We start from the raw sequence: 21,664 nt of genomic DNA, 5'->3' as shown, positions 1-21,664 counted from the left end.
ATTTTGAGGTGCAACATGGCACAAACAGCTAAAACAAAATTCACCATGATTGGGGTGATTATTGCCGCCGTGATTATCGGCTTGGTGATCTGGAATCAACAAAAGAAATCCGGTTCGGATGAACTGGTGATTGGGATCAGCCCGTCCTTCGCTAAACCTTTACAAGTCGCAGCCGAAGAGGCCAAACAGCAAGACATCAATGTCAAACTGGTCGAGTTCTCAGACTGGAACACACCAAACATCACCCTGAATCATGGTGACATTGATGCTAACTTCTTCCAGCATCAGCCATTTTTGGATAATGCGAAGAAAGAAACTGATTTCAAGATCAAAGCCTTTGCCAAAGGTGCAGCAACTCATGTTGGTCTATATTCCAAGAAAATTAACAGTCTGGATGAACTTAAAGACGGCGCGAAAGTTGTGGTGCCAAACGATCCAGTCAACCAAGGCCGTGCTCTATTGTTATTACAACAGGCTAAACTGGTGACTTTAAAAGATCCGAATAACCATCTTTCCAGCCTGAAAGATATTGCAGTGAATCCGAAAAATCTGCAATTCGTTGAGGTTGAAGGTCCGCAAACTGCACGTGCCATTGATGATGTTGATCTGGCTTTCGGTTACCCGCACTATCTACGTCTGGCTAAAACAGCTGATCCAGAACAAGCGTTGTTATTTGACTCTAACAAAGACAACCGTTACGCGATCTTGTTTGCCGTACGTGAGGACTATCAGGACAAAAATGACAAGCTGAAAAAATTTGTGGAAATCTATCAGAACTCACCTCGCGTGAAGGAAGCATTAGATGCTGACTTTGGTGCGAAGCTCTGGTTCCCGGGCTGGAAATAAGGTGAATACTATGGTGAGTTTTGGTTCTCAGGTGGCGTTTTCCGTCCCACATATCAAAATCCGTGACCTGAATAAATACTATGAGGTACAAGGCAAATCGGTACATGCCTTGAAAAACATCAATCTGGATATTCCTGAAGGCAAGATCTTCGGGATTATCGGGAAAAGTGGTGCGGGGAAATCCTCGCTGCTACGTACCCTAAATGGTCTGGAACAGATCAGCGAAGGTCATATCCATATCCATCAGCAGGATTTGGCTGGCTTAACCCATGCTGAACTGATCCAGCTTCGTCAGCGTATTGGCATGATTTTTCAGCACTTCAACCTGATGTCTGCCAAAACCGTCTGGGAAAATGTAGCTCTGCCTTTAAAAGTTGCAAATTATAAAAAATCAGACATTGATGCGCGTGTAAACGAAGTGCTGCAACTGGTCGGCTTAAGCGATAAGGCTCAGAACTACCCTTCTCAGCTATCCGGTGGCCAAAAACAGCGTGTCGGTATTGCCCGCGCGCTGGTGCATCACCCGGAAATTCTACTCTGTGATGAAGCCACTTCTGCACTGGATCCGGAAAGTACCTCAGTGGTGCTGTCTTTACTGAAAGAAATCAACCAGAAACTCGGCATCACTATTGTACTAATCACCCATGAAATGCAGGTCATTCGTGAAATTTGCGATCAAGTCGTCGTGATTGAAAAAGGTGAAATTGTTGAAGCGGGTGAAGTCTGGTCAGTGTTTTCCAATCCACAGCAGCAAATTACCCAGGAACTGCTGAATCTGGAACAGCTGGAACTGCCATTTTCGATCAGTCCTGAAGTGACAACAGATACCACGCATAGCATTATCAAACTGCGCTATGCCTCTAGTGTTCAGCATTCACCAGATTTGAAAGTGATTTTCGAACAGTTCGAGCATCCGGTGCATCTCTATCAAAGTCATATCGACAGCATCCAGAATCATCTGGTCGGTAGCCTGATTGTCGCAGTTGCCGATCTAAATCTGGATACTGACTTACTTCAGCAAAAACTAAAACAACACATTGCACAGATTGAGGTGATTGGCTATGCACGACCAACTCATTGATTTATTACTAACAGGAACCACCGATACCCTCATCATGGTTGGTGTATCCGCAATCGTTGCCTTTCTGATTGGTTTACCGATGGCAGTAGTACTGGTCAGTACATCTGAACACGGGATCTATCCATCCAAACCCATTAATCAGGCTCTGGGCTGGATTGTAAATATTACCCGTTCGGTGCCTTTCCTGATTTTAATGGTCGCTTTAATTCCCCTTACCCGCTGGATTGTAGGCACCAGCTATGGCGTCTGGGCAGCCGTTGTACCTTTAACGTTGGCCGCGACTCCTTTCTTTGCGCGTATTGCTGAAGTGAGTTTACGTGAAGTAGATCAGGGACTGATTGAAGCGGCTCAAGCGATTGGCTGTAACCGTAAGCAAATTATCTGGCATGTGCTATTACCTGAAGCTTTACCAGGGATTGTGGCCGGTTTTACCGTCACTTTGGTGACCATGATTAACTCATCCGCCATTGCCGGTGCGATTGGTGCCGGTGGTCTGGGCGACATTGCCTACCGTTATGGCTATCAGCGTTTTGACATGCAGATCATGCTGGCGGTGATTGTGGTGCTGGTGATTCTGGTCATGCTGGTTCAGGCCACTGGTGACACCCTATCGAATCAGCTCGATAAACGTAAAATTTAAAAACATCTATTTCATAAGTTTTCAACAAAGCACCCAGCCATGACCTGACTTTGTCATGGCTTTCATGTAAAATCACTGGCAATTTTTATATAACGCTTTGTGAGTTATTTCATGGGTTTTAATTGTGGTATTGTAGGCCTGCCTAACGTTGGTAAATCTACGCTTTTCAATGCATTAACTAAAGCTGCAATTGCTGCGGAAAACTTCCCATTCTGTACGATTGAACCAAACACCGGTATCGTGCCTGTGCCTGATCCACGCCTGGACAAACTTGCTGAAATCGTAAAACCACAACGCGTGGTACCAACTACCATGGAATTCGTGGACATCGCGGGTCTGGTTGCTGGTGCATCTAAAGGCGAAGGTCTGGGTAACCAGTTCCTGGCGAATATCCGTGAAACTGATGCAATTGCTCATGTTGTTCGTTGTTTCGAAGATGAAAACGTGATTCACGTCAACGGTAAAATTGATCCGCTTGATGACATCGCAACGATTAACACTGAACTTGCTCTAGCTGACCTTGAAACTGTGACTAAAGCAGTGACTCGTCTGGCGAAGTCTGCAAAAGGTGGCGATAAAGAAGCTGTAGCCACTAAAGCCGTTCTAGAAAAAATCTTACCTCTGCTTGATGAAGGCAAACCTGCCCGTGCAGCAAATCTGGATGATGACGAACGTAAACTGGTTCGTGGCTTTGGTCTGTTAACACTTAAACCAACGATGTACATCGCTAACGTGGCAGAAGACGGTTTTGAAAACAACCCGCACCTCGATGCGGTACGTGAACTGGCAGCTGCTGAAAATGCAATCGTGGTTCCACTTTGCAACCAGATCGAAGCTGAAATTTCATTGCTTGAAGATGAAGACCGTGCTGAATTCCTGGAAGCAATGGGCATGGAAGAGCCTGGTTTGAACGTGGTGATCCGTGCAGGTTATTCACTGCTTGGCCTACAAACTTACTTCACTGCCGGTGTACAGGAAGTTCGCGCCTGGACGGTTAAAGTCGGCGCTACTGCGCCTCAAGCAGCGGGTGTCATTCACACTGACTTCGAAAAAGGCTTCATCCGTGCAGAATGTATTGCTTATGATGATTTTGTACAGTATAACGGCGAAGCTGGCGCTAAAGAAGCAGGTAAATGGCGTCTAGAGGGTAAAACTTATATCGTTCAGGACGGTGACGTTCTGCACTTCCGTTTCAACGTATAAGTTGAAGCCAAAGAAAAGCCCCAAATCTGGGGCTTTTTTGTTACTAAATTTGGCTTCTTGCTATTCTCATACGCATCTTTACATCCTATTTATAAAAATCTCTTCCCATAACATTAATGATAATAATTCTCATTGTATTTAATACAACTCAAGCGTATTTTAAAATTTAGTCGAGAATTCCACTCACTCAATCACGCTTAAGGACAATTAAAAATGAGCTATACCCTTCCCGAACTCCCTTATGCTTATGATGCATTGGAACCGCATATTGATGCTAAAACCATGGAAATCCACCATGCCAAGCACCATCAAACTTATATCAACAACATCAATGCAGGTATTGAAGGCACAGAATGGGAAGATCTTTCTGTAGAAGAACTGGTGAGCAAAGCCAATCAGGTACCTGAAGATTTGAAAAATAATGTGATTAATAATGGCGGCGGTCATGCCAACCATTCCCTGTTCTGGACAGTAATGAGTCCAAGTGGAGGTGGCAATCCTGAAGGTGAAATTGCACAGGCGATCGACAAGGAGCTTGGCGGCTTTGAAGCCTTTAAAGAAGCTTTTACCAAGGCAGCCCTGACCCGTTTTGGTAGCGGATGGGCCTGGCTCAGCGTGGCACCTGATCAAACCATTATCATAGAAAGCAGCGCCAATCAGGACTCACCACTCATGCATGGCAATACCCCGATTCTAGGTCTGGATGTCTGGGAACATGCGTACTATTTGAAATACCAGAACCGTCGTCCTGAATATATTGCCGCTTTCTTTAATGTTGTGAACTGGAAGGAAGTGAATCGCCGTTATCTAGAAGCACTTTCAACATAAATGAACACAGTAGGACGTAATCTCATGTCTTGGCACTCTTTACGTTTGCTCTGTGGTCTCAGTATACTTTTGGGCGGAGCAGTGTTGTATCTAGAACGTCTGTTCATGTTGCTTTAAGACATGATCGTCTATTGTATGGGAAGCCTTATTCTGAGGCTTCTTTTAATTTTTGCTGTTTAATTTTTTCTATAGGGAGATGGATTTAAAATTTAAGAACGCAATTCACAGACATTGACGCTATCGAAGCCATTGGTACATGGTGCCACTTCACACGCATAAGAAGCTTGTACTCCATTTACTAAAACAGCACTCATACTTATCGCTAAAAACAATTTATTAAACATTTAAAATGACTCCAAAAATTAACTTTTATCTCTAAATCGCTTGATTATGAGTCAATTATAGGACTTTTTTAATGATTCAGGGCAATCTTTTTGATTTTAATTATTGTTTATTTATATAAATAGAATCGTTTTTTATAACAAAAAAGCGGAACCGAAGTCCCGCCTGAAGATTATAAAACCCGATTAAGACTGTTCAGCTACTGCATTACCTTTCTGCTTTGGATCAGTATTTCCCAGTTCAGGATGAGCAATAGCTCCCTGACATTGCTGTTTATCACGCTCATAGTCGGCCTGTTTCTGTGCCACACTACTGCTATTTTCAACGGTGCTACGTGCCCAGATTTCCAGACTGGTTAACGCCTTGCGACATAAGGCATATTTTCCTTCCGTCACTGAGTCAGTCATTTTCACATTAATGCGCCAGTCAGTACTCAATTTACGGGCCGGTTGACGTACCTGAGCATCTATCTGTTCCATTTCCTTGTTATAAACCAGCGGATCGACTTCATTCATGAATTGCCATGCAGCATTGGCATAAGTGGTCGCATCATTAGAGAGTTTAGGTGCCGCTTTAATTTCGGCTTTTGGCGCTTGACTGTCATTTCCACAAGCTTGAAGAAATAAGGTGCTGCCGATTAAAACACCGACCAGCATTGCACGTGTCTTGAACATCAACATATCCGAATCGCCAGTTAAACATTTCGGCACTATGCTAGTAAATTCGCGTACAATACACAATCTTGATTTAATCCCTGTTTTAACTCTCTCCCTCAAGGTGTTTTGTGTCTGACCACAATCCAGTAGCGATGCAACCTGCCGGTTTCTGGCAAGGTGCCAAAGATAGCCAGGCCATTATATTTACTTACCTTCCGGTCTCCTTTGCCTTTGGCGTTTCTGCCACCCAGTTCGGCTTTACTGCCTGGGAAGCCTTATTTCTGTCCTGCTCCATGTATGCCGGTGCCAGTCAGTTTTTAGTTGTAGCGTTACTTGGTAGCGGTACTTCGATCTGGATGACTGCATTGACCGTGATTGCCTTGGACATTCGTCATCTTTTATACGGCCCAGCTTTACAAAACCTGATTCAAGATCGTTTAAACCTGAAGAAAACCGCAGTCTGGGCTTGGGGTCTTACTGATGAAGTCTTTGCTTCAGGTATGATCAAGCTGTCACAACGGCGTCAGGAATGGTCAGAGTCGTGGATGCTCGGTCTGAGTCTATTTAGCTGGCTATCTTGGGCGACAGGTTCATTTTTAGGCGGCTTATTTGCTGATCAAGTCAGTCACCTGCCACAATTCTTGCAGGCGGCTTTAGATTTCCTGCTACCTGCCCTGTTCTTAAGTTTCTTACTGGCAGCCTTTGAAAAGAAACATACCTTTGTGGTGACCATCACGATTATTGTCTCAGCGGTAGCCTGTTATTTTATCGATTTGTCCGCTGCGATCTTTATCGGCATCAGTTCCGGTATTTTGGCCGGCCTGTTCAAGCACTATGTGCTGAAAAAACCAGATCCTGAATATGCAGGAGATCAATCATGAATCTTGAAATTATCTTGGTCGGAATTATTGTCGGGATTGCCAATTTTGCCTCACGTTTTGGCCCTTTCTATGTAATTCAAAAATTTCAGCAGGGTTCGCAAAAACGTGGTGCGCTATGGCTGAAAATTGCTTTGGGTTCAATTGGGATTGCTGCTATCAGTTCCATGCTGGTTGTGGCGACCTTACCGCCCTTATTGGAAATGCCAGATAAAAGCTTTGCCATGCTGATCGGTTTTATTGTACTCGCTGGACTGTATTTCAAGTTTAAGAAAATTGTCATGGCGACCTTAACTGCAGCTTTAACTTATGGCCTGATCTATACCTATATCTCTGTACCTTTTTAAGCCTTTTAGAAAATTAAAAATCTCATTCAAGACTTATGCTAAATTAATTGCATAAGTCTTTTTTATATAAGAAAAAAAGTAAGGAAAATATTGGCATGTTCGAGCCAAAGCAAATAATTGAAGGTAAAATATTTATTCATTATCGACGTGATGAGATGTTAGCTATTTTTAGCCAATATGAATTACCCGGCTGCTATTTTGAATGCCTTATTAATGCACAGAATTTTACTGGTCATTTTGTAGAAGTGGTTGCTGAACCCGCAGATCATGTCCGTGTCATTTATATTCAGAAGCATGGCAAAAATAAAATCATTGCCCTCTACAATCAGACTCAACAGGTAATCCATCTGCATCCCAAACAAATCATTTTTAGCCGATGGAGCCTGCTACATAAAGGCATTCCAAATCTCATTTATGTATTTTGCTTTAGTATAATTTTACTGTTTCTATTTTTTGCACTTGTCGCAGTGTCAAATCATCAATTCCACTTTTTCACTGTATTCTTAGATGCACTGCAATTTTCAGGATTTGGTTTATTGCTATGGATATTTGGTTTTATCTGTCCTTTTGTCATTCCCTTTTATGCCTTTAAGAGAATACAAAGTCTGAAACTTCTCTATCAACTTCAGCTCAATGACAAGCAAATTTTGCATATGGAAAAACCCAATCCGCAAAACCGGATTTATCATTTAAACCCGGTGAAAAATACAGTAAAGCGAACTGCCTGATTTCAGATGCAATTCTCTATAAACTTTTATAAATAAAACTGCTGGCTAATATCACAATTTTGTATGAAACTCGGCTTATCTCGGCATTGAGTTCTGTTATGCTAAAAGTCCATAAAATCAAGCATGGATAATACACATGAACGTGACTATTGGTACTCCTCTTCAATCTTCAGCTTTTAAAGTTCTATTGCTAGGTTCAGGAGAACTAGGTAAGGAAGTGGTGATTTCCTTGCAACGTTTAGGTGTAGAAGTTCATGCTGCAGATCGTTATGCAGATGCTCCTGCCATGCAGGTGGCACATTTTTCTTATGCCTTAAATATGGCAGATGCAGCAGAACTCAAACAGCTTATTCAAAAAATTCAGCCGCATCTCATTGTTCCTGAAATTGAAGCGATTGCGACCGAAGTGCTGGTTGAAATTGAAGAACAGAATATTGCAACCGTAATTCCTTCAGCTAAAGCAGTTAACCTGACCATGAACCGTGAAGGCATTCGTCGTCTGGCGGCTGAAGAACTAGGCTTACCGACCTCTGCTTATCGCTTTGCCGATTCTCTGGAATCTTTCCGCGCAGCCTGTGATGACATTGGTTATCCAAACTTTGTGAAGCCGGTGATGTCTTCTTCAGGTAAAGGCCAATCTCGCGTGAAAAGTTTTGAAGAAGTCGATGCTGCCTGGGAATATGCGCAAACAGGTGGTCGAGTTAATCAGGGCAAAGTGATTGTCGAATCACAGATTGATTTCGATTTTGAAATTACCCTGCTTACTGTGCGGGCTAAGAATCCTCAAACTGGCGAAATCGAAACTTCTTACTGTGATCCGATTGGACATCGTCAGGACTCAGGCGACTATGTAGAAAGCTGGCAGCCTCAGCCAATGAGTCCCGCTGCTCTGGAAGAATCAAAACGTATCGCCAATAAAGTCACCACGGCATTGGGCGGTTGCGGCATTTTTGGTGTAGAACTCTTTGTCAAAGGCGACAAAGTATGGTTTAGTGAGGTTTCACCTCGCCCGCATGACACTGGTCTGGTCACTTTAGCTTCCCAGTTCCAGAGTGAATTTGAACTGCATGCCCGTGCTATTTTAGGCTTACCAGTCAATACAGCTCGCCATAGTGTGGCTGCCAGTGCCGTGATTTACGCAGGTGTCGATGATCGCAATCTTTCATTTTCTGGCCTGAATCTTGCTTTAGCCCATGCCGATACCGATTTACGCCTGTTTGGTAAACCTGAAGGTTTTAAACGCCGCCGTATGGGTGTCGCGACTGCGCGTGCAGGAAGCATTGAACAGGCTCGCGAGCTGGTTCAACAGGTTGCTGACCAAGTTAATGTTCATCAAAATTAAGTAAATACAACGGACCACTGTTCATGATCAATACCTCCCCGCTGCTGAATTACATTAAAAGTCACAATGACATCAAAGCGATCAATCAATGGCGTAGCGATGTAGAAAATCAGCTTCAGGAATGTTTTGAAAATGGACAGTCCATCCGTGACATCATTCAGGCTCGTTCTAACCTGATTGATGAAGCCCTGCAATTTCTGTGGAATCATGCTGAACTTGATCAGACCGATTTGGCGCTTTTCGCAGTCGGCGGTTATGGCCGCCGCGAAATGCTGCCATATTCAGATGTCGATATCATGATCCTCTCAGAAGATGATTTCACTTCAGAGCAGGAAAAGCTGATCTCCAGCTTTATTTCTTCGCTTTGGGATGTGGGCAATTTCAAACCGGGCATCAGTGTTCGTACCATCAATGAATGTGTCAATCAGGCCAGCAGCGACCTTACTGTAGCGACGTCCTTGATCGAGGCACGTCTGATTATTGGCAATGAAAATTTAACCAAGTGGCCACGCCGGATCGTGTCACAAACCTGGACTGATAAAACCTTTTTTGATGCGAAAATGGACGAGCAGCACAAACGCTATGCTCAGCACAATAATACTGAAAGCAATCTGGAACCGGATATTAAAAATGCACCGGGCGGTATCCGTGATATTAACCAGATTGGCTGGATTGCCAAACGTCATTTCCGTGTCAACCGTATTTATGACCTGGTGCATCTGGGCTTTATTTCAGAGTTTGAACTTGCCGTACTCGAAGAAGCTGAAAGCTTTCTCTGGGAAATTCGTCATCATTTACACCGCCTGACCAAGCGCGATGAAAACCGCCTGCTGTTTGATTATCAACGGGATATTGCAGCGATGTTTGGCTATACCCGTGAAGAAGGTCAGTCACCGAACTATCCAATCGAACAGTTCATGAAGCGCTATTACCGTAGCGCGCAGCAGGTTTCGACTCTGAATGAAATGCTACTGGCTTATTTTAATGAATCAGTCATTACCCCACGTTTACCCCAATATGAACGCCAGATTGAAGAAATTAATGAAAACTTTAAACTAGTCGATGGCAAGTTAGCAGTTCAACATCACAAGATTTTCTCGGAAAAGCCAAGTGCCATTCTGGAAATCTTCTATTTGCTGGCCAATCGTCCTGAAATTGAGGGTATTCGTGCTCGTACTTTACGTCTGCTTACTCTGGCAGCTAAACGTATTGATCAGGATTTCCGTGATAATGCGGTACACCAAGCCCTGTTTATGGCCATCATTCGTTCACCGCATCGCCTGTATGAAACCTTAGTAGCGATGAAACGTTATGGTGTCCTAGGCAAATATATTCCGGCTTTCGGACAGATTACCGGTCTGATGCAATATGACTTATTCCACATCTATACCGTGGATGCACATACCCTGCTCTTGATCCGCAATCTGAACCGCTTCAAGGAACCCGAATTTGCCAAAGAATTCCCTGTGGTCAGCTCTGTGTTCCAGCGCTTAGCACGTCGTGACATTGTTTATCTAGCGGCTATTTTCCATGATATTGCCAAAGGTCGTGGCGGTGATCATAGTGAGCTTGGTGCAGCCGATGCGATTCAGTTCTGCCGTACCCATGGCTTTACCGAACGGGAATGCAATCTGGTTGCCTGGCTGATTGAAAACCATTTGTCCATGTCAGTGACTTCACAGAAAAAAGATATTTCCGATCCGGATGTAGTCAAAGAATTTGCTGAAAAAATGGGAGATATGGAGCATCTGGATTATCTGTATACCCTAACCGTGGCAGATATTAATGCGACCAATCCCAAACTCTGGAATACCTGGCGTTCATCTTTGATGCGTCAGCTCTATACGCATGCGCGTGATGTCATCCGTTCCGGTCTTGGTCGTCCGGTTGATTATCAGATGCTGATTGAAGATACCAAATTCGAAGCCAGTGAACGTCTGGTAGAACATTTCTCGCTTTATGACGTTGAAAAAGTCTGGCAGGAACTGGGCGATGACTACTTCCTGAAAGAATCTGCCGATGAAATCGCCTGGCATACCCGCGCCATTCTGGAACATGGCGATAATCCTGCACCATTGGTATTAATGCGTGCACATCGTAAATATGCACAGGATGCCGTGCAGATCTTCATCTATACCCAAGACAAACCAAATCTGTTCGCTACCACGGTTGCTGTTCTGGATCGCATGAATCTGGACGTTCAGGATGCCCGGATTATTACCGCAACCAAAGCTTTCAGTCTGGATACCTATGTTGTCCTTGACCGTTTTGGCACCCTTCTGACCGATCCGGAACGTGAAGCGACCGTCATTGAAGCCTTACAGGATGCCTTAAGCCATTCTGATGAATATCCAGGTCTGATGCAGCGCCGGATTCCGCGTCAGTTACGTCATTTTGACATTGAAAATACCGTCGATATCACCCTTAATGAAGCTTTAAACCAGAATATGGTTGAAATTGCGACACTTGACCATCCTGGTTTACTTGCGAAAATTGGCGGTTTATTTATGATGCAGGGTCTGGATATTCACTCTGCCAAAATTGCTACGCTTGGCGAACGTGCTGAAGATATTTTCTTTGTCACCAAAAAAGATGGCAGCCCAATGACCCAAATAGAGTCTGACAATTTTGCAGCGGCATTAAAAGCTGCTCTAGATGAGGCCTCACATCAGGTCAATGCTCAACACTAACATACTGCTCGGTAACACATTCATGAACTCTAGCTTGTCTTTATTGCATCCATATCCGTTTGAAAAGTTGAATAAACTTTTCGCGGATATCCAGCCTGCGAATATGCCTTTGATTCCTCTTTCGATTGGTGAACCAAAGCATCCAGCACCCGAGTTCGTGAAACAGGCGATTATCGATAATTTCCAGCATCTATCAACTTATCCGAACAGCAAAGGCTTACCTGAATTACGTGAAAGCATTGCCAACTGGCTGACTCGCCGTTTTAAACTCAATAGCATCAGTGCAGACAGCAATGTATTACCGGTCTCCGGTACCCGTGAAGCGATCTTCTCTTTTGTTCAGGCGCTGATTAATCGTGAAGATGCGCCTTATGTGGTGATGCCAAACCCTTTCTACCAGATTTATGAAGGTGCAACTCTGCTTGCAGGTGCAAAACCTTATTTCATTAACTGTACTGAAGAAAATGGCTACCTAGGCGACTTTGATGCAGTTCCGGCTGAAGTCTGGGAAAAAACTGCCCTGTTATTTGTGTGTACACCAGGCAACCCAACGGGTGCTGTTCTTTCTAAAGAACAGTTTAAAAAGCTGATTGCACTGTCAGACAAATATGATTTTGTCATTGCTTCTGATGAATGTTATTCAGAACTCTGGTTTGATGAAGCACCGACAGGTTTACTGGAAGTGTGTGCCGAGATTGGCCGAGATGACTATAAAAACTGTGTCGTGTTCCACTCCCTGTCTAAACGTTCTAACTTGCCAGGCATGCGTTCAGGCTTTGTTGCAGGCGATGCAGCTTTACTCAAACCTTATCTGCAATATCGTACTTATCACGGTGCCGCAATGCCGGTGCAACACCAGTTAGCATCAATTGCTGCCTGGAATGATGAAGCTCATGTGGAAGAAAACCGGGTACAGTATCGTGCCAAATTTGATCTGTTCCAGAAAGAATTAGGGCACTTGCTCCCGCTGAAAAAACCGGATGCCGGTTTCTACTATTGGCTTAAAGTGGACAATGATGAAACTTTTGCCAAAATGTTGATGGAAAAAGCGCATGTCAAAGTATTACCAGGCCGCTACCTGTCTCGTGAAACTACGCAAGGCAACCCGGGTGAAAACCATGTGCGTCTGGCATTGGTGGCTGATCTGGCACAATGTGAACAGGTGATTCAGCGTTTAAAAGCGATTCTTTAATCTTTTAAGATCTAAATATAAATAAAAAAACCCACTTTCCAGAAGTGGGTTTTTTTATGGATGTTGGCTACAAATTATTTTTTTATTTCACTTATTTTCTGTTCATTAGAAATTAGACATTTCAAATAAACTTATAAAACCTTTTCAATTTCTGTTTCGAGATCTTCAGGTTTGGTGGTAGGTGCAAAACGGTTTAATACCTTGCCATCACGACCAATCAGAAATTTGGTGAAATTCCACTTAATACCATTTCCTAGAATTCCTTTGGAATTATTGGTCAAGTAACGGAAGATCGCATGCGCTTCCGGGCCTTTAACATCCACCTTGGAAAACATTGGGAAAGAAACCCCATAATTTTTCTGGCAAAATTCCCCGATCTGTTCATTTGAACCTGGATCCTGTCCGCCAAACTGATTGCATGGAAAACCTAAAACTTCCAGTCCCTGCTCTTTATATTTCTGGTAAAGCTTTTCCAGACCTGCAAATTGTGGAGTGAAACCACATTTACTCGCGGTATTTACGATTAAAAGTACTTTTCCTTCATAATCTGCAAGTCGTTTGTTTTTCCCATCTAACAACTCAGCTTCAAACTGATAAATGCTGGTCATGGATAAGTTTCCTCGTCAGTTTTTTCTTGTGTTTGTAATTCTAAAGAGGCCGAGTTTACACAATAACGTAAGCCAGTCGGTTCCGGACCATCCGGGAAAACGTGTCCCAAATGTGCATCACAATGATGACAAACAATTTCTGTTCTCACCATACCATGTGAAGTATCAGGTAATTCCTCTACAACTGAGCTGCTCACAGGACGATAGAAGCTTGGCCAGCCGCAACCGCTGTCATATTTGGTGGTTGAAGAAAACAGTGGTGTACCACAGCAACGGCAGACATAAGTCCCTTCCTGTTTTGTATTCCAGTACTTGCCTGTGAATGCCGGTTCAGTTCCTTTTTCACGCGTAATGCGAAACTCTTCTGGTGATAACTCTCTTTGCCATTCCCGGTCTGTTTTATTGAGTTTTCCCATCACTAACTCCTTTAAATCTTTGACATTCAATGTCATGCTTCAGTACTTCCATATTTACGCTAGAGATGAAAAAATTTCTAGCGAAATTTCAGCATAGATTGTGATATTTGCGTAATCTATAGGTTTAACTTAAAAATTAATTGGATGGAATTATGTCCGGTATTGGTAACACCCCTCCTCGCGAGATCAAAAAATCGTCTAAGCTTGAGCATGTTTGCTACGACATTCGCGGACCAGTGTTACGAGCGGCCAACGAGATGGAAGAAGCCGGACATAAAATTATCAAACTGAATATCGGAAATCCCGCCCCATTCGGCTTTGAAGCCCCGCAAGAAATCATTAATGATGTTGCACTGAACCTGCCAAATGCGATTGGTTATACGGATTCCAAAGGGATTTTCCCGGCACGTAAAGCGATCTGTCAGTATTACCAGCAAAAAGGCATTCTGGATATGCACGTGAATGACGTGTATGTCGGCAATGGCGTATCTGAGCTGATCGTGATGGCGATGCAAGGCCTGCTGGATGACGGCGATGAAATGCTGATTCCAATGCCGGATTATCCATTATGGACTGCGGCAGTGAACCTGTCTGGCGGTACAGCGATTCACTATAAATGTGATGAAGAAGATCACTGGTATCCAGATATTGCGGATATGGAAAGCAAAATCACGCCAAATACCCGCGGGATCGTGATTATCAACCCGAATAATCCAACTGGGTCGGTTTATCCGCGTCATGTATTACAGCAAATCGTTGATTTGGCGAAGAAATATGACTTAATCCTGTTTGCAGACGAAATCTATGACAAGATCGTTTACGATGGCATTGAACATGTGTCAGTAGCTTCACTCGCAGGCAAGCAATTATGTGTATCGTTCAACGGTTTATCTAAGGCCTATCGTATTGCTGGCTATCGCTCAGGCTGGATGGCAATTACTGGTGATAAATCACGGGCAATGGACTACATTGAAGGCCTAGATATGCTGGCTTCAATGCGCCTTTGCGCGAATCACCAAGCACAATATGCAATTCAGACTGCACTCGGTGGCTATCAGTCTATTAATGACCTGATCCGCCCAGGTGGCCGTCTATATGAACAGCGTAATATTGCCTGGGAAATGCTGAACGAGATTCCAGGGGTATCTTGTGTAAAACCTGAAGGTGCGATGTACTGTTTCCCTCGTCTTGATCCTGAAATCTATCCAGTTGAGGATGACGAGAAACTGATGCTTGATCTGTTACGTGCTGAGAAAGTTCTATTGGTTCAAGGTACTGGTTTCAACTGGCCAACACCGGATCACTTCCGTGTGGTATTCCTGCCAGCAGAAAATGAACTGCGTGAAGCGATTACCCGTTTAGGCCGTTTCTTGGCAAAAATGCGTTAATTTATAAAATTAATTCCAAAAAACCGCATTCATGAATGCGGTTTTTTATTGTCTAAAAAGTTCCGCGATAAGCTTTACAGATATTTACAATAGAAGCATGCTGTTAATCCAGAATTTTTCTTTTCAATAAAAATCTATTCAGCCTTTTCTCCTTTAGCTTGATGATTCATGCTATTTTTTGAACAAATATAAAACTTCAAGAGTACATGGATGTCCTCAAATACGGTCAAGCTTAGTCTTTTTCTCTGCCTGAGCATGTGCTTAGGCATCGGCATTCTGCGTTTTTCCTATACTGCCCTGTTACCTGGTACACGTGAAGCCTTTGTCTGGAGCGCGAGTTTTGCCAGCCTTTTAGGTAGTGCCAATCTACTGGGTTATTTAATGGGTGCTTTTGCAGCGATGCGCTTACCTCAAGACCGAAGCATAAGTACCTATATCCAGCTTGCTGCAATAGCTGGAATGGTTAGCCTATTCTGTTGCGCTTTTTCAGGGTTTTCTGAAATCTGGTATATCAGCTGGCGCGTGATTTCCGGTATTAGTGGTGGCCTGCTCATGATTTTGTCACCAAGTGTCGTGGCTCAGTGCTGTGATTTAAAAGACCGTTTTAAAATCAATTTTATTGGTTTTAGCGGGATTGGATTAGGGGTTTTATTAGCTACCCTGTTTTTGCCTTATCTTGACCAGATTTCCATACGTACGGCCTGGCTGATTTTATGTGGGTTTGCCCTGATGATTTGTATCTGCTTAAGCCTACTGATACCACAATTTAAACCCTATCTAGCTAAACAATCTGTTTCTCATCCTGCGCAAGCACCTTTAAATACAGTCTTTTATAGTTTACTGGCGGTTTATGCCTGTAGCGCATTTGCCTATATTCCGCATTCCCTGTTCTGGATTGACTATCTCAGCCATGAACTAGGATTAAGCTTGTTCTGGATTAACTTTAACTGGATTCTATATGGTTTGGGCAGTGCCTTAGGTGCTTTTTCAGCCTATATTCTGGCAAGAAAATTTGGCAATTTTACTGCCCTGAAGATTCTTTATAGTGTGTATATTCTGGCGATTTTCATTGCGACTTTAAATGCTAATCCATTCCTGACTTTTAGTTCTTCTTTCTTTACCGGGATGTTGAATCCAGCTGTAGTTTTCCTCACCTCTTATACCATTTTGCAACTGTATGGACTGGCCTATAAGAAGCTTTGGAGCATTGCGACTCTATGTTTTGCTGCTGTTCAGCTGATTGGTGGATTGAGTTTTAGTGCCCTGCAATATCTAGGATTGAATTACCATCAACAGTTTATGCTGGCAGCTTTAGTTTTATTAGCCGGAACTTTGCAACTGGTCTGGAATACGCGTTCCTCCAAATATAAGACGAATGAGCAACCGGTTTCTGTTCAAGAAGAAAAAATTAAATAAAGACGAAAATCGGTCAATGACCTAATTCCCAAGGAATAAAACCACGTCATTAAACGTGGTTTTATTCCTTTAATTTTTCTTCAAAGCTTTAAGCGGATTACCAAACTGTTTTAGATATTCAACGCCTAATTGCCGTGAACCCTGATCATTAAGATGATTATCATCCTTAAACCGATACAAAGGTACATCATTCAGCATCGTTTTACATGCCCGCTGATCACAGATAACTTTGGTTGGATCAACGATTTGCAATTGTGGATATTTCAGTTTTGCTTCTGCCAAAATCTGATTGAATTGCTTTAAATGTGCTTCATAACTTTTTCGGGAAACTGTACATGCAGCGTCCCGATGAAGAATCTCATTACGAATATTACAATCAGAAGGAATACCCTCCCAATCAAGGCGTGGTACATCATTAATTAGCACTACCTGATCACTAGATTGATGGGCAATTTCTAAGGCCTTCATCAAGCCTGCTTTAAATATCTCTTCCTCAGTATGATGAGCACTATCTTTAAGTTTTACATCATCACCAAAATACGGTGCATAAGAACCTGCCAGTATAATCATTGGATAATGGGTTTCTGCCAGATGCGCAGTAATAGCATCATTACGTTTTTGGAATTTGGTCAGTTCTTTCCATTGATTCAGCTTTAACTCAAATCGCTGCACACCTGGCAGATAAAAGGTCGAACTTTGCGTTGCATCATAACCGCGTAAATTGGCGTCCTTTGCCCATTCATCTAGCATTGCAGTATAGGCATTGGCATGCGAATCGCCGATCAACAGGAAATCAATATCTTCTTTAGATTGTCCTAAGACACAATCTTGAGCACTGGGTAAAACATTTGGATCCGCGGTATCCATACAGTTACTGCGAATCACATGAGCATACGTATGTAATGCTTCCTGTTTGTCATGCACCGATTTTGGAAAACGCTCCGGGAAACCTTCATGTGTTTTGATGGTTTGGGCGATCGCAATAAAACTGGCTGCAGGTAACAGAAACCCAAGAATAATCACTTTATAATTTGCAGCCATCACAAAGCGTTTCAGGGGTGTTTCAGCCAGTTTATAAGTCAGAAATGCACATATAAGTGATAGGAAAACAATAATAATCTGATTTTCCAGATTCAAGGGCAGCATATAAATGCCAAAGAACACGATTATCGGCCAGTGCCATAGATACAGAGGATATGAAATTTTACCAATCCATGTACTAAGACGATTACTCAATAATAAATTACTTGAAGATATGGATTGCCCCAAATAAATAATCAGTGCCGTTGCAATACATGGGATCAATGCCATCAGTCCTGGGAATGGGGTTTGCTGATCAAAATAAATTGCAGTTGCAAATAGAACACTTACTCCAGCCCAGACCAATCCCTGTAATAGTTTTTTTGGCAGATTCAGTTTTGGCAAGCAGCTAATCAATGCACCAATCAACAACTCAAATGCTCGTACCGGCATACTATAATAAGCTTTGGCCGGATTATGAGTCAGTTGCTGCTGGGCGTATATAACTAAAGCGACAATGAATACACTAATGACAACCCAAAGATATTTACGCGAGGTCTTACTCAAGAATAGCCATAGCAAGAGCGGCCAGAAAATATAAAACTGCTCTTCTACGCCCAATGACCATAAATGTAATAACGGCACATTTTCTACATTCGGGCTGAAATAATCTCCTACCTCATTCCGCATATACAGATTGGCAATAAGCACAGTCGCATACATGACGCTTTTAAAATATTCCGTCAGCTCACCCGGCAACATCACCTGCCAGGCAATTAGGCTGACAATTGCCAGTACAGTAAAATATGCAGGTGCCAGACGGATCACACGTTTCTTATAAAACCGTGCAATTGAAAATTGCTGCAACTCAATATCGCGCGTCAGAATGGTCGTAATGAGATAACCGGAAATGACAAAGAAAATATCAACACCAATATAGCCGCCAGAAAATAATGACCAGCCGAGATGATTGAAAATGACCAATGATACTGCAATAGCTCTCAGGCCATCGATATCTGGTCGATAAGCAAAACTCATAAAAACAGGAAAAGCGGGAGATACGCTATTTTATGCTTTTCAATCTTTAGATGGCGATCTTTTACATTTTTTTTTACATTCACCTGCGCTTATTCCAATTCTTCTACCTTTAAATAAGGATAAGGATTAGTCGCACCTTCTCCACTGAGATAAATCCCATAATGCAAATGTGGTGGTGTATTTTTCGCATTACCGGTATTACCGACATAGGCAATGATTTCACCTGCTTCTACCCAGTCTCCTTCCTGAATATGTTCAGCATAATCCTCCAGATGTGCATAATAATGTTGGCTTAAATTCGGACCAGTAATCCAGATAACTTTACCTCCTAAATTATTGGTTCCAATCTTGCGGACGATCCCTTGGGTCGCACTGACTACCGGTGTACCCCGTTGAGCAAAAATATCAGTCCCCTCATGTTTGCGACCTTCACTCCGTGCTCCACCCCAAGTATCCTGAATCTGGCGAGGTTTTACTCCTTGTACAGGAATTTCTACCGGTCTAATCAGCTCAGATTTTTTTAATTGCCAATACAGATACGGGCTTTTCCAGCCCGCTGGTTCACCTGATGGCGGTGGCTGACAGGCAGTAAGTAATATGCTTAAGGAAAATATTAAAAGCAGGATTTTGGGAATTTTCACAATAGCTCGCATAGCCGTTTAATGGGGGTTCGTTTTATCTTAAGGAAGACACAGAAATTTAAAGTCAAAATCCTGTTATTTTTAATGATGTTTTTTCCAGATTGCTTTTCAGAAACAGTCTTAAAAATAACAAAACCCTCAGCTGAGGGTTTTGTTGAATCAGGTCTAAATTTTATTTACGCTTTTTCGCACGTGATGGTTTAGAGGGTTGTTGCTGTTGCTGTTGTTGCTCTTCATTTTGAGCACTGTCCTTTTTATCCTTTTGCTGAACCTGCTTGTGTTTTGCTCTTGATTTAGCCATAGCATAAACTCCTTTGGAGAACTGTCTCTATCACTGGAAGTTCCATTAATCACTCTAACCTTTATATAAAATAAGCCAATCGCTGAGCTGTATCCAAATACGTCAATGTAAAAGCATCTTTAGTTAAGTCATTCAATTCTGATTAGATCTTTATTCGAGGTATTTACATCGCTTACATAGCGTTGCATGTTGATACCTGTTTTAACTCTGAATATAAATATGGTTTTCTGAATAAAACCCTTCAAAAAATCTAACAATAGATGTGGATCCAAAGTAATGATCCAAATTTAGCATTGATGTATCAACGTTCACAAAGTTTCCAGTTCAGAATCGAACTAACGCAGTAATAGTATATTTAGTACGAGAGGCTATAAAAATGTAGGCCATAGTTTTCGCAGTCAAGGAATAAACACATGATAAGGTAAATTGAATATTAAATCTGTATTCAAAGTCATCTTGTCACTATTTTCAGGTTCAAATATTCTTAGCTTTATAATATTTTCTATTGTTCCTATTTGAACTATTTTTTAATCCATATTATTTTATTCAATAAATGGTAATATTTTCTTTAAAGGAATTAAATTCTAAGGTTATAAAATTTATATCTTCCAAGTTATAAATTTAAGAACATTTAATGTTTTCAATTTCTAAAACATTTCTTTAATTAATTCTACAAAATAATTCATAAGATAATTGTTCTTACATAAGGTGAAAGGGTTTTCACGCTAAGCCCGAATATCTTACATAAGCAGACACCGCTCATACATGCCCAGAGAGTTTTATCCCCTACACTGAAATCAAGTTTTAGAAAATTAGAGGATTTCATATGAAACAGTTTTCGAAAATTCTAATACTCATTATGATAGGCCTTTATGGTACTTCTACTATTGCAGCAGATGCTATTCCTTTGGAAGCTAAAGCCGCCGCAGAAGCACAAAAAGCTGCGCTAGAATATTCTGAAAATCAGAAGAGTGATTCAGGCCCAGACTGAAACAAAATAAAGCCCACGGAGGGCTTTATTTACATACAGGAACCATTAGAAAAAAGTTATTTTAATAACTTAATGATTGTCCTACTCCATAAACCATCAAGGTAATAAGGAATACGACCAATGCGGAGACAGCTAATTCTGCTTTAGTCATGTGTTTACCCTCATGGAGAGCTGTATATTATTTATACACTACATAAGCATAAAACCAAATAACAAAATATTACATAATCTTGAACAATTAAACTAAAGTAAAACAAAAAATAAGAGATCCAGCCTATAAATTAAACACTTATTATCAACCGCTATCTGTTTAATTTTCATAAATTTATAGAATTTCATTTGAAAAAATTAATAGATTATTTCTTTAAAATAATAAAATAATCTTTGTTTATAAAAAATTTTTCTATGTAATATATTGCCATTCCAAAATTTAAGCTTTTGAACTTAATGTCTTTTTAAGTTATTTCATAGGTTTTAATTTTACTATTTTATAATTTATTTTCCATATTTTATATCAAATTGAAACTAAACATCAGATCTATATTTTTAAATAATCAACCACTGCTAATTTATTTTCAATTAAATTCTCCTTTCCATAAAGATATTTTTTATTATTTTTAAAACATCACTATATAAATTTAAAGATCCTAAATAGAAGAATCTTTAAATTTTAAATCACTACATAGATTTGAGTACTTCTAACTCGAAATCAAGCTCCATCATCTTTTCCAGATTTGGTACAATCGCATTCACCCAAGTGCCACTATTCCAGACTTTCAGAATTCCATTTTCTTCCTTATAGAATGCACAGTCCTGAGCTGATATATGATGAATAACCTGGGTTCCTTCTGGTATATTTCTCATACAAACCTCCACACATTTGGTTTATTTTTAATTTAGCAGAAGATTTGAATTTTTCGTTTACATTGCTTTATAGAGTTGTATTAGATCTCTTTCATAAATCAAAAAACGATCTTCTTTTTGGTTAATATTTGCACTCCAGATTTCTTGGCATTCATGCATAATCTGCGGATGAAATACATCGATTCAAACAAGCTTTCTGATCCTCAGT

At 41.5% G+C, this 21,664-nt stretch carries 21 protein-coding genes; 14 read left to right on the top strand and 7 right to left on the bottom strand.

The features are described from left to right. Positions 1 to 15 precede the first annotated feature (15 nt). The 5 genes from FTU00_RS13230 to FTU00_RS13210 all read left to right on the top strand — a co-directional run bounded on the left by FTU00_RS13230 (position 16) and on the right by FTU00_RS13210 (position 4,598). Complete coding sequence (locus FTU00_RS13230; RefSeq protein ID WP_180053872.1) at positions 16 to 846, top strand: MetQ/NlpA family ABC transporter substrate-binding protein; 831 nt, start codon at positions 16 to 18, stop codon at positions 844 to 846. 10 nt (positions 847 to 856) lie between these two features. Then, entirely contained in the window at positions 857 to 1,927 is a 1,071-nt protein-coding gene (locus FTU00_RS13225) for a methionine ABC transporter ATP-binding protein (RefSeq protein ID WP_180015385.1), read from the top strand. Then, positions 1,908 to 2,567 carry a methionine ABC transporter permease gene (locus FTU00_RS13220; RefSeq protein ID WP_159123258.1) on the top strand — a complete coding sequence of 220 codons (660 nt, stop codon included), beginning with the start codon at positions 1,908 to 1,910 and terminating at the stop codon, positions 2,565 to 2,567. Before FTU00_RS13225 ends, FTU00_RS13220 begins: the two co-directional genes overlap by 20 nt. Positions 2,568 to 2,678: 111 nt before the next feature. Beyond that, a complete protein-coding gene (gene ychF / locus FTU00_RS13215; RefSeq protein WP_179993080.1) occupies positions 2,679 to 3,770 on the top strand; it encodes a redox-regulated ATPase YchF in 1,092 nt (363 codons plus the stop codon). Positions 3,771 to 3,983: 213 nt separating this feature from the next. Beyond that, positions 3,984 to 4,598 (top strand): superoxide dismutase, encoded by a 615-nt coding sequence (locus FTU00_RS13210; protein WP_179993079.1) that lies wholly within the window; start codon positions 3,984 to 3,986, stop codon positions 4,596 to 4,598. A gap of 527 nt (positions 4,599 to 5,125) precedes the next feature. Here FTU00_RS13210 and FTU00_RS13205 read toward each other — a convergent pair. Beyond that, positions 5,126 to 5,620, bottom strand: coding sequence for a hypothetical protein (locus tag FTU00_RS13205; RefSeq protein ID WP_159123256.1), 495 nt, complete (start codon positions 5,618 to 5,620; stop codon positions 5,126 to 5,128). Positions 5,621 to 5,748: 128 nt separating this feature from the next. Here FTU00_RS13205 and FTU00_RS13200 point away from each other — a divergent pair, with 128 nt between their 5' ends. From FTU00_RS13200 to dapC, 6 genes are all read left to right on the top strand, one after another. Continuing rightward, positions 5,749 to 6,477 (top strand): AzlC family ABC transporter permease, encoded by a 729-nt coding sequence (locus tag FTU00_RS13200; protein ID WP_179993099.1) that lies wholly within the window; start codon positions 5,749 to 5,751, stop codon positions 6,475 to 6,477. Continuing rightward, a complete protein-coding gene (gene ygaH, locus FTU00_RS13195; protein WP_180179874.1) occupies positions 6,474 to 6,821 on the top strand; it encodes an L-valine transporter subunit YgaH in 348 nt (115 codons plus the stop codon). Before FTU00_RS13200 ends, ygaH begins: the two co-directional genes overlap by 4 nt. Before the next feature lie 95 nt (positions 6,822 to 6,916). Continuing rightward, positions 6,917 to 7,549: a hypothetical protein gene (locus FTU00_RS13190; RefSeq protein ID WP_218951800.1), complete on the top strand. Its 633-nt coding sequence runs from the start codon at positions 6,917 to 6,919 to the stop codon at positions 7,547 to 7,549. A gap of 127 nt (positions 7,550 to 7,676) precedes the next feature. Next, positions 7,677 to 8,891: a formate-dependent phosphoribosylglycinamide formyltransferase gene (gene purT / locus FTU00_RS13185; protein ID WP_180179882.1), complete on the top strand. Its 1,215-nt coding sequence runs from the start codon at positions 7,677 to 7,679 to the stop codon at positions 8,889 to 8,891. A gap of 23 nt (positions 8,892 to 8,914) precedes the next feature. Continuing rightward, complete coding sequence (gene glnD, locus FTU00_RS13180; protein WP_166136115.1) at positions 8,915 to 11,581, top strand: [protein-PII] uridylyltransferase; 2,667 nt, start codon at positions 8,915 to 8,917, stop codon at positions 11,579 to 11,581. Between the two features lie 22 nt (positions 11,582 to 11,603). Continuing rightward, positions 11,604 to 12,773, top strand: coding sequence for a succinyldiaminopimelate transaminase (dapC, locus tag FTU00_RS13175; RefSeq protein ID WP_180179872.1), 1,170 nt, complete (start codon positions 11,604 to 11,606; stop codon positions 12,771 to 12,773). A gap of 131 nt (positions 12,774 to 12,904) precedes the next feature. On the opposite strand, the gene FTU00_RS13170 is transcribed toward dapC, so the two are convergent. Continuing rightward, positions 12,905 to 13,381, bottom strand: coding sequence for a glutathione peroxidase (locus FTU00_RS13170; protein ID WP_004784130.1), 477 nt, complete (start codon positions 13,379 to 13,381; stop codon positions 12,905 to 12,907). Beyond that, the gene (gene msrB, locus FTU00_RS13165) at positions 13,378 to 13,797 is read right to left on the bottom strand and encodes a peptide-methionine (R)-S-oxide reductase MsrB (RefSeq protein ID WP_004784131.1); all 420 of its coding nucleotides are present in this window, start codon (positions 13,795 to 13,797) and stop codon (positions 13,378 to 13,380) included. Before msrB ends, FTU00_RS13170 begins: the two co-directional genes overlap by 4 nt. 152 nt (positions 13,798 to 13,949) lie before the next feature. Here msrB and FTU00_RS13160 point away from each other — a divergent pair, with 152 nt between their 5' ends. Beyond that, positions 13,950 to 15,185: a pyridoxal phosphate-dependent aminotransferase gene (locus FTU00_RS13160; protein WP_004784132.1), complete on the top strand. Its 1,236-nt coding sequence runs from the start codon at positions 13,950 to 13,952 to the stop codon at positions 15,183 to 15,185. Between the two features lie 210 nt (positions 15,186 to 15,395). Beyond that, positions 15,396 to 16,601, top strand: a complete 1,206-nt coding sequence (locus FTU00_RS13155; RefSeq protein ID WP_180179871.1) for a YbfB/YjiJ family MFS transporter — start codon at positions 15,396 to 15,398, stop codon at positions 16,599 to 16,601. Positions 16,602 to 16,670: 69 nt separating this feature from the next. Here the strand turns inward: FTU00_RS13155 and FTU00_RS13150 are convergent, their stop codons facing one another. The 3 genes from FTU00_RS13150 to FTU00_RS15620 all read right to left on the bottom strand — a co-directional run bounded on the left by FTU00_RS13150 (position 16,671) and on the right by FTU00_RS15620 (position 19,601). Next, on the bottom strand, positions 16,671 to 18,659 hold the full coding sequence (locus tag FTU00_RS13150) for an acyltransferase family protein (protein ID WP_180179870.1): 1,989 nt from the start codon (positions 18,657 to 18,659) through the stop codon (positions 16,671 to 16,673). Between the two features lie 89 nt (positions 18,660 to 18,748). After that, positions 18,749 to 19,312 carry a M23 family metallopeptidase gene (locus FTU00_RS13145; RefSeq protein WP_179993073.1) on the bottom strand — a complete coding sequence of 188 codons (564 nt, stop codon included), beginning with the start codon at positions 19,310 to 19,312 and terminating at the stop codon, positions 18,749 to 18,751. A gap of 160 nt (positions 19,313 to 19,472) precedes the next feature. Beyond that, positions 19,473 to 19,601, bottom strand: a complete 129-nt coding sequence (locus FTU00_RS15620) for a hypothetical protein (RefSeq protein ID WP_004784138.1) — start codon at positions 19,599 to 19,601, stop codon at positions 19,473 to 19,475. Positions 19,602 to 20,427: 826 nt separating this feature from the next. On the opposite strand from FTU00_RS15620, the gene FTU00_RS13140 reads away from it, so the two are divergent. Further along, the gene (locus tag FTU00_RS13140; protein WP_180179869.1) at positions 20,428 to 20,592 is read left to right on the top strand and encodes a hypothetical protein; all 165 of its coding nucleotides are present in this window, start codon (positions 20,428 to 20,430) and stop codon (positions 20,590 to 20,592) included. A gap of 678 nt (positions 20,593 to 21,270) precedes the next feature. Here FTU00_RS13140 and FTU00_RS13135 read toward each other — a convergent pair. Further along, positions 21,271 to 21,456: a hypothetical protein gene (locus tag FTU00_RS13135; RefSeq protein ID WP_004784145.1), complete on the bottom strand. Its 186-nt coding sequence runs from the start codon at positions 21,454 to 21,456 to the stop codon at positions 21,271 to 21,273. Positions 21,457 to 21,664: the final 208 nt, after the last annotated feature.

The organism is Acinetobacter sp. YH12041 (genome assembly GCF_013419975.1).
Lineage (GTDB): Bacteria > Pseudomonadota > Gammaproteobacteria > Pseudomonadales > Moraxellaceae > Acinetobacter.
This window is presented reverse-complemented; position numbering and strand designations above follow the sequence as displayed.